Below are 7445 nucleotides of genomic sequence, written 5' to 3' on the forward strand. Positions count from 1 at the left end.
ATATGGAGGTGAATAAATTGGCAAATATCCCAAAGGATACTGAGCCCTACTGGCGCGATCATTTAAAGTTTCCAACATACCCATCTCTTTCAGAAAATCGAAAAGTTGATGTTGTAGTAGTAGGAGGCGGTATTAGCGGTATTACAACAGCTTATTTATTACAAAAAGAAGGACTGAACGTGGCGTTAATTGAAGCTGATAATATTTTAAATGGTACAACCGGTCACACAACAGCAAAGATTACAGCTCAGCATGACGTTATCTACGATGAGTTGCTTTCACACATTGGCGAAGAAAAAACGCTGCTGTATTATAAAGCAAACGAACAAGCACTGCAGTTTATGAAAAACTTAATTCAAACGGAAAACATTGACTGTGATTTTTCGATACAAGATGCTTACTTGTACGGAGAAACGCTGGAGTTTGATCATCGAGTTCGTAAAGAATTTCGAGCCTATCAGCGATTACATATTCCATGTGAATTTGCAACAGAGATTCCTTTTAGTTTTGATATTAGGGCAGCAGCTATTATGAAAGATCAAGCTCAGTTTCACCCGTTAAAATACCTGCTTCATTTAGTAAAAAAATTCACAGAAAACGGCGGATCGATTTTTGAAAACACCGTAGCAACGGATGTAGAAGAAAGCACGTCGCCCACCGTTGTCACAAGAGACGGACATCGAATTTCTTGCAAATATGTAGTGGCGTGTTCACACTTTCCATTTTATGATGGAGCGGGCTTTTACTATACGCGTATGTATGCCAAACGTTCGTATGTGTTAGCAGCAAAAGTTGAACAAACTTACCCTGGAGGCATGTATTTAAGTGCTGATCAGCCTACTCATTCTCTGCGTTCAACAAAAGTTGACGGAGAAGAACTCATTTTAATTGGTGGAGAAGGCCACAAAGCTGGACAAGGAATTAATACTATGTTCCACTATGAGTCCCTTCAGAGGTTTGCCGAAGAAAATTTTACTGTTCAACATTTTCGTTATAAATGGTCTGCACAAGATTTATTTACGCTTGATAAAATTCCATATATCGGTCCCATTAAAGAAAGCAAGCCAAATATCTTTATTGCCACCGGATTTAAAAAATGGGGGATGACTCATAGCACCATTGCAGCACATATTATTCGAGATGCAATAACCGGAAAAGACAACCCATATGCAGAGTTGTATAATCCATCTCGTTTTTATGCGGACCCTAGCCTTAAGCATTTCTTTCGTCAAAATCTTGATGTGGCTGAACACTTTATTACCGGTAAGTTTTCAATGCCTGAAAAAGGACTGGATCAGCTCCAAAATGATGAAGGGTCGGTCGTATATGTAAACAGCAAACGTACGGGGGCTTATAAAGATCCTCAGGGGAACCTTCACTGCGTCGATACTACATGCACGCACTTAGGATGTGAAGTAAATTGGAACGCTGGTGACCGCACGTGGGACTGCCCTTGTCACGGCTCTCGTTTCTCTTACGACGGATCTGTGGTAGAAGGCCCTGCTAAAAAGCCGCTTACACCAGTGGATGTCAATTCAAGCGATAAAAAAAGCACGCCGTAGGGCATGCTTTTTTTATCATTATCAATGGATTCACATTTGAGTTTACTCTTTACATTCTTCTTTTCTAAAGTATCGATTATACACCAAAACCATTGCATAAATGACTAAAAAAGAAAATGTAAAGATAATTAACCTTCCAGATTCAGGGACATGATCAAGATAGTCTGTTTCAAAAAACATAACAAACATCAAAAATGGCAATAGGAATAAAAACCAAATAAAATCTCGATCCATAAACATTTTTATAAAAAATAAAATGGCCCCGATGTAGACAATCATCAAAAACATAATCATTCACCAAATTCTATTTAATACTAGAGGTGTTGTAATGATTATATCGGATTTCTCAGGCGAAATATAGAGTCATTGGTTTTAATTTTATAAATTCCTTATAACTTTCAAACTGCTATTTTAACATAATAAGGGAATTTACTGCTGTAAAGACTCTAAGTGAGCAAAAAACTGCGGGTAAGAGACGGATACCGCGTCACGATTTTCAATAATTGTTTCCCCTTCTGCAATACAAGAGGCAACAGCAAGCATCATACCGATACGGTGATCTCCGTGGCTGTTTACATTTGCTCCGTGAAGTTTTGCACCTCCGTGAATAATCATTCCATCTTCCGTTGCTTCAATGTTAGCGCCCATTTTGGTTAACTCATTCACTACCGTATCAATACGGTTTGTTTCTTTGACTTTTAACTCTGCAGCATCTTTAATAACTGTAATCCCTTCTGCCTGCGTGGCAGCTAGTGCAATAATTGGGATTTCGTCAATTAGGCGTGGAATTAAGTGTCCGCCTACTTCCGTACCTTTTAAGTGAGAAGCTTCTACAACTAAATCTGCATAGGGTTCCGCTGTTTCTTTTGTTTCTTTGATTGTTTCGATTGAAGCGCCCATATTTGAAAGCACATCTAAAATACCCGTTCGAGTCGGATTCATTCCAACTTTTTGGATTTCAATGCGGCTGTTTGCAATAATAGCCCCCGCTACTAAAAAGAATGCAGCTGACGAAATATCACCAGGGACTTCTACATGCGTTCCTCTTAACGTTTGACCGCCTTCAATTGAAACGGTTAAGCCTTCTTCTTCGACTTTAACACCAAATGCCTCTAGCATACGTTCTGTATGATCACGTGATTTCGCCGGTTCCGTTACAGAAGTTAGTCCTTCCGCCTGCAGTCCAGCAAGTAAAATAGCTGATTTTACTTGTGCGCTTGCAACGGGCGATGTATAGTGTATACCTTTTGCTTTCCCACCTCGAATAACAAGCGGTGTAAAATTAGCATCTTTTCGACCGTCTAAATGAATATTCATATCACGAAGCGGACCGGTCACACGCTTCATAGGGCGTTTGGCAATAGATTCGTCTCCAATCAATGTTGAATGAAAGGGTGTATTTGCTAAAATCCCCATCATGAGGCGAATCGTGGTGCCCGAATTGCCAACATCTAAAATATCAGATGGCTCTTTTAGAGCTTGTATCCCTTTTCCTTTCACTACCACGCTTTGTTCATCAATCATTTGAATATCTACACCTAGTTTTTGAAAGCAGGAAATAGTGCTAAGACAATCGTCACCTGGCAAAAACCCGTTAATCGTTGTTGTTCCTTCTGCAATCGAACCAAACATAACGGAACGGTGAGAAATAGATTTATCTCCTGGAATTTGAATCGTTCCTCGTAAAGCTTTTACTGTCACAATATGTCTCTCCTTTTATGCGTGAAGCGAATCACGAAATTCTTTGGCATCTGAAAAGTAATCAAATAATTCGTGACCGTCACCTTTTTCTACTAATAGTTTTACTTGTTCCATTTCTTTCATCCAGTCATCAAGCAATGTTAAAAGCATAGAACGGTTTTGTTTTAGTATATCTCTCCACATATGAGGATTGCTTGAAGCAATTCTCGTAATATCTCGAAAACCGCCTGCTGCCATTTCCGTGACAAGATGATTCTGTGCTGAATATCCTTTTACTTGTCTTACAAGACTGGTCGCAATCACATGAGGTAAATGACTGACAACTCCAGTGATTTGGTCATGAGTAGCTGCATCAAGCGGTACAAATTKTGCACCTGTAGGCTCTAGCAAATGCATAAGCGCATCTATTTTTTCTTTTTGCTCATTTTCAAACGGCGTTAAAATATAGCGCGCCGAACAAAATAAATCCGCTCGTGCATTGACTGCACCGCTCGTATGAGAACCAGCCATCGGATGTCCGCCAATAAATGAAATACGTTTCTTATTCAGCGCTTCGGCTGCTTTCATAATTTCACCTTTGGTACTTCCGACATCCGTTACGATAACCGTTTCTTTAAGCTTCCAAGTAGAAAGGTCGTGTATCCATGCTGTCGTGTACTCTACTGGAGTAGCAAGCACGATATAATCTGCTTGGGCTGCTTCTGTTTTTATATCTTCAGCTACATAATCAACGATACCTAGCTGGTTGGCTACTTGTACTTCATTTGTATTGATATCAGCTCCAACGACTGTGACGTGACGATGCTTCTTCATAGCTAGCGCTAATGATCCTCCAATAAGGCCGACGCCAATAAGTAATACACGTGTTTTCACCTTTCATTCTCCTCTATTCATTAAAATTGCTTTGCGTATTCTTCATGTTTTTTTACGTTTTCTTGAATTAACTGAATTCGATCTGCCCCAAATTGATCGATAATAGCAGATGCTAGTTCCCAAGCAATCACTGATTCTGCTACAACCGCTGCCGCCGGTACTGCACAGCTGTCTGAGCGTTCAATACTTGCAGCAAATGGCTCTTTTGTATCAATATCTACACTTTGCAGCGGCTTGTATAAGGTAGGAATAGGTTTCATGACGCCTCGCACAACAATCGGCATCCCTGTTGTCATGCCTCCTTCTAGACCTCCCGCATTGTTCGTTTTACGCGTATAGCCGTTTTGTTCATCCCATAGAATTTCATCATGGACTTCACTTCCCGGTCTGCGAGCTGCTTCAAAGCCTACGCCGATTTCAACGCCTTTAAACGCGTTAATGCTCATAATAGCAGCAGCTAGCTTTGAGTCTAACTTACGATCATAGTGCACGTAACTTCCCACTGCAGTAGGCATTCCTTCTACTACTACTTCCACTACGCCACCAATGCTGTCTCCATTTTCTTTTGCATCATCGATTGCTTTCATCATTTTCTGTCCCGCTTCTTCATCTAAGCAGCGAACAGGCGACGCTTCTGTTTTTTCCTGAAGTTCTGTCAGTGACTCATATGCCGTTTTTTCAGCTTTCACACCGCCGATTTCAAGCACGTGACATGCAATATTTACGCCTACAGCTTTTAGTACTTGTTTGGCAACTGCGCCTGTGGCTACTCGTACCGTCGTTTCACGAGCAGATGAACGTTCCAATACGTTTCGCATATCTCTGTGACCGTATTTAATCGCTCCATTTAAATCAGCATGACCTGGACGAGGTTTTGTAATTTGTCGCTTTACTTCTTCATCATGATCGACTGGATCAGCACCCATAATATTTCTCCAGTGAGTAAAATCTTTGTTTTCAACGACTAAAGCAATAGGTGAACCAAGCGTCTCACCGTGGCGAACCCCGCCTTTAATCTGAACTTGATCTTTTTCAATCTGCATGCGGCGTCCGCGCCCATGTCCCTTTTGTCTTCTTGCTAAATCTTCATTAATATGTTCAGCTGTCAATTCAAGCCCTGCCGGTACTCCTTCAATAATCGCTGTTAATTGAGGTCCGTGCGATTCTCCTGCTGTTAAATATCTCATATTATCGATTCCTTTCTGTTATAAAAATAAAAAAACTCGCCCCTACGCCATAGGGACGAGTTTTTCTCGCGATACCACCCTAGTTGCAAACATTGCTTGCCACCTCGAATTGTTAACGATCCGCTGACCGCTCTGTAAAAGAGTACTCAAAGAGTGTAATTCGCTCACATTTGTGTACTGACTTCCACCAACCGTCAGCTCTCTGAGACAGGGAAATGTTTGCTACTAGTTTCTTATCACTGTATCACTATGAAATTAAGATAATTTTACTGCTGCACCTTTTAATTCTTCCATGAATTTGTGGAATTCAGGAATGTTCATTTGCTGTGCTGAATCTGATAGTGCTACTGCTGGATCTGGATGAACTTCTGCCATTACAGCATCTGCGCCGATAGCAATCGCTGCTTTTGCACATGGTAATAATAAGTCTTTGCGTCCTGTTGAATGCGTTACGTCTACTACAACTGGTAAATGCGTTTCTTTTTTCAAGATTGGAACAGCTGAGATATCTAATGTGTTGCGTGTTGCACGCTCGTATGTGCGGATACCGCGTTCACAAAGAATAATGTTTCCATTTCCGCGAGACATAATGTATTCAGCAGCGTTAATGAATTCTTCAATTGTTGCTGCCAATCCACGTTTTAAAAGAATCGGTTTGTCTACAGAACCTGCAGCTTTTAATAGCTCGAAGTTTTGCATATTACGTGCACCAATTTGAATCACATCTACGTAGTCGAGAGCCGTTTCAATATCTTGAGGAGAAACAATTTCACTGATAATTGATAGGCCTAGTTCATCGCCTACTTGACGTAAGATTTTTAAGCCTTCCACTCCAAGACCTTGGAAATCGTAAGGTGATGTACGTGGTTTGAACGCTCCGCCGCGCATTAACGTAATACCTTGTTCTTTAAGCGCTAAGCCCACTTCTTTTACTTGTTCGTAGCTTTCTACTGCACATGGTCCCATTACAAATTCTAAGTTTCCAGGTCCTACTTTTGTACCGTTGATGTCAACGATTGTATCTTCAGATTTCTTTTTACGAGATACAAGAAGTGCTTTGCGGTGATCGTCTTCTTGAAGCTCTAAGCTTGCTTTGAAAATTTCTTTGAAAATATGCTGAATTGTTGAAGCTTCGAATGGTCCATTATGGTTAGCTAAGATTTGATCTAACGATTTACGTTCACGAACTGGATCAAAGCGATTCACACCTTGTGTACCTTTTACTTTTCCGATTTCTTGTGCGATTTCACCGCGTTTATTTAATAATTCTAAAATTTCTAAATTTATTTCGTCGATTTGTCCTCGTAATTGTTCTAGTGATTTTGTCATTTTAAAAATCCTCCTTTGATTTTATAACCTTGAACGGATCTTCTCGTTTAGTTTGTATTGAAAAATCCGTTTTACACCTACACAGCCGCTTATGCGGATATACAAAAAGTCCCTACTGATTGTTGTATCAGTAGGGACGAATTGATCGCGGTACCACCCTAATTGCAAGCATTGCTTGCCTCTTCATTAAGATAACGGCTATTGCCGCTTTTGACTATTGCCAAAAGAAAGCTCCAAGAATGTAATTCGCAATCTCTTTTGTACTGATTCGCACCAACCATCAGCTCTCTGAATACAGGGAAGATTTTGCTACTATGCTCTTTTCATCGCTTGTAATGGATATAAAATTATAATGGGCCGAAATACAAAAAGTCCCTACTCACCCTTAAGATTTTTCTTAAGAGTCAGTAGGGACGAAAATTCGCGGTACCACCCTAGTTGCAAGCATTTTGCTTGCCTCTTCATTAAAATAACGGCTAGGCCGTCTTTTCCTACTCGGAAAAGATGCTCAAGGAATGTACTTCGAAAAAATTTGTGTTCTGACTCGCAGCAACCGTCAGCTCTCTGTTACAGGGAAATTTTTTCTACTAGTGCTCCTATCAACGCTCAGTATTGACTATGTATGTGTACTTAGATAATCAGTTCCGATCGTTTGAAACTGTTTGTCGCTTCCAAGTTGTGTGTAATGTTGTGTGATGTTGATTTGTATTATGAATGGTTTTTTTATCTTCGTCAACACTTTTTATTAATTTTTTTTATTTTTTAAAAACCATAGCTCCTTCAAACCCATATC

Annotated in this window: 6 protein-coding genes and 3 other annotated features; of the genes, 1 reads left to right on the forward strand and 5 read right to left on the reverse strand. The window is 40.2% G+C overall.

Annotated elements, in window-relative coordinates; translation table 11 throughout:
- The first annotated feature begins 17 nt into the window (after positions 1-17).
- The gene (locus AC1DRF_RS12910; protein ID WP_097825206.1) at positions 18-1562 is read left to right on the forward strand and encodes an FAD-dependent oxidoreductase; all 1545 of its coding nucleotides are present in this window, start codon (positions 18-20) and stop codon (positions 1560-1562) included.
- Positions 1563-1604: 42 nt separating this feature from the next.
- Here the strand turns inward: AC1DRF_RS12910 and AC1DRF_RS12915 are convergent, their stop codons facing one another.
- The 5 genes from AC1DRF_RS12915 to AC1DRF_RS12935 all read right to left on the reverse strand — a co-directional run bounded on the left by AC1DRF_RS12915 (position 1605) and on the right by AC1DRF_RS12935 (position 6652).
- Entirely contained in the window at positions 1605-1850 is a 246-nt protein-coding gene (locus tag AC1DRF_RS12915; RefSeq protein ID WP_043981503.1) for a hypothetical protein, read from the reverse strand.
- A 141-nt stretch (positions 1851-1991) separates the two neighbouring features.
- Positions 1992-3263 (reverse strand): 3-phosphoshikimate 1-carboxyvinyltransferase, encoded by a 1272-nt coding sequence (gene aroA, locus AC1DRF_RS12920; protein ID WP_427076009.1) that lies wholly within the window; start codon positions 3261-3263, stop codon positions 1992-1994.
- Positions 3264-3278: 15 nt separating this feature from the next.
- Entirely contained in the window at positions 3279-4136 is an 858-nt protein-coding gene (locus AC1DRF_RS12925) for a prephenate dehydrogenase (RefSeq protein ID WP_477740880.1), read from the reverse strand.
- A gap of 20 nt (positions 4137-4156) precedes the next feature.
- Entirely contained in the window at positions 4157-5323 is a 1167-nt protein-coding gene (gene aroC / locus AC1DRF_RS12930) for a chorismate synthase (RefSeq protein ID WP_013057697.1), read from the reverse strand.
- Positions 5324-5371: 48 nt separating this feature from the next.
- Positions 5372-5572 (reverse strand) — a binding site (T-box leader).
- 6 nt (positions 5573-5578) lie between these two features.
- A complete protein-coding gene (locus AC1DRF_RS12935; RefSeq protein ID WP_013057698.1) occupies positions 5579-6652 on the reverse strand; it encodes a bifunctional 3-deoxy-7-phosphoheptulonate synthase/chorismate mutase in 1074 nt (357 codons plus the stop codon).
- A 129-nt stretch (positions 6653-6781) separates the two neighbouring features.
- Positions 6782-6988 (reverse strand) — a binding site (T-box leader).
- A 70-nt stretch (positions 6989-7058) separates the two neighbouring features.
- Positions 7059-7264, reverse strand: a binding site (T-box leader).
- Positions 7265-7445: the final 181 nt, after the last annotated feature.

It is taken from the genome of Priestia sp. P5_B4, from assembly GCF_056400385.1.

Coding starts and splice junctions, on each gene's coding strand:
- aroC (WP_013057697.1), bottom strand. CDS start 5,323: ATGAGATATTTAACAGCAGGAGAATCGCACGGACCTCAATTAACAGCG.
- AC1DRF_RS12935 (WP_013057698.1), bottom strand. CDS start 6,652: ATGACAAAATCACTAGAACAATTACGAGGACAAATCGACGAAATAAAT.
- AC1DRF_RS12915 (WP_043981503.1), bottom strand. CDS start 1,850: ATGTTTTTGATGATTGTCTACATCGGGGCCATTTTATTTTTTATAAAA.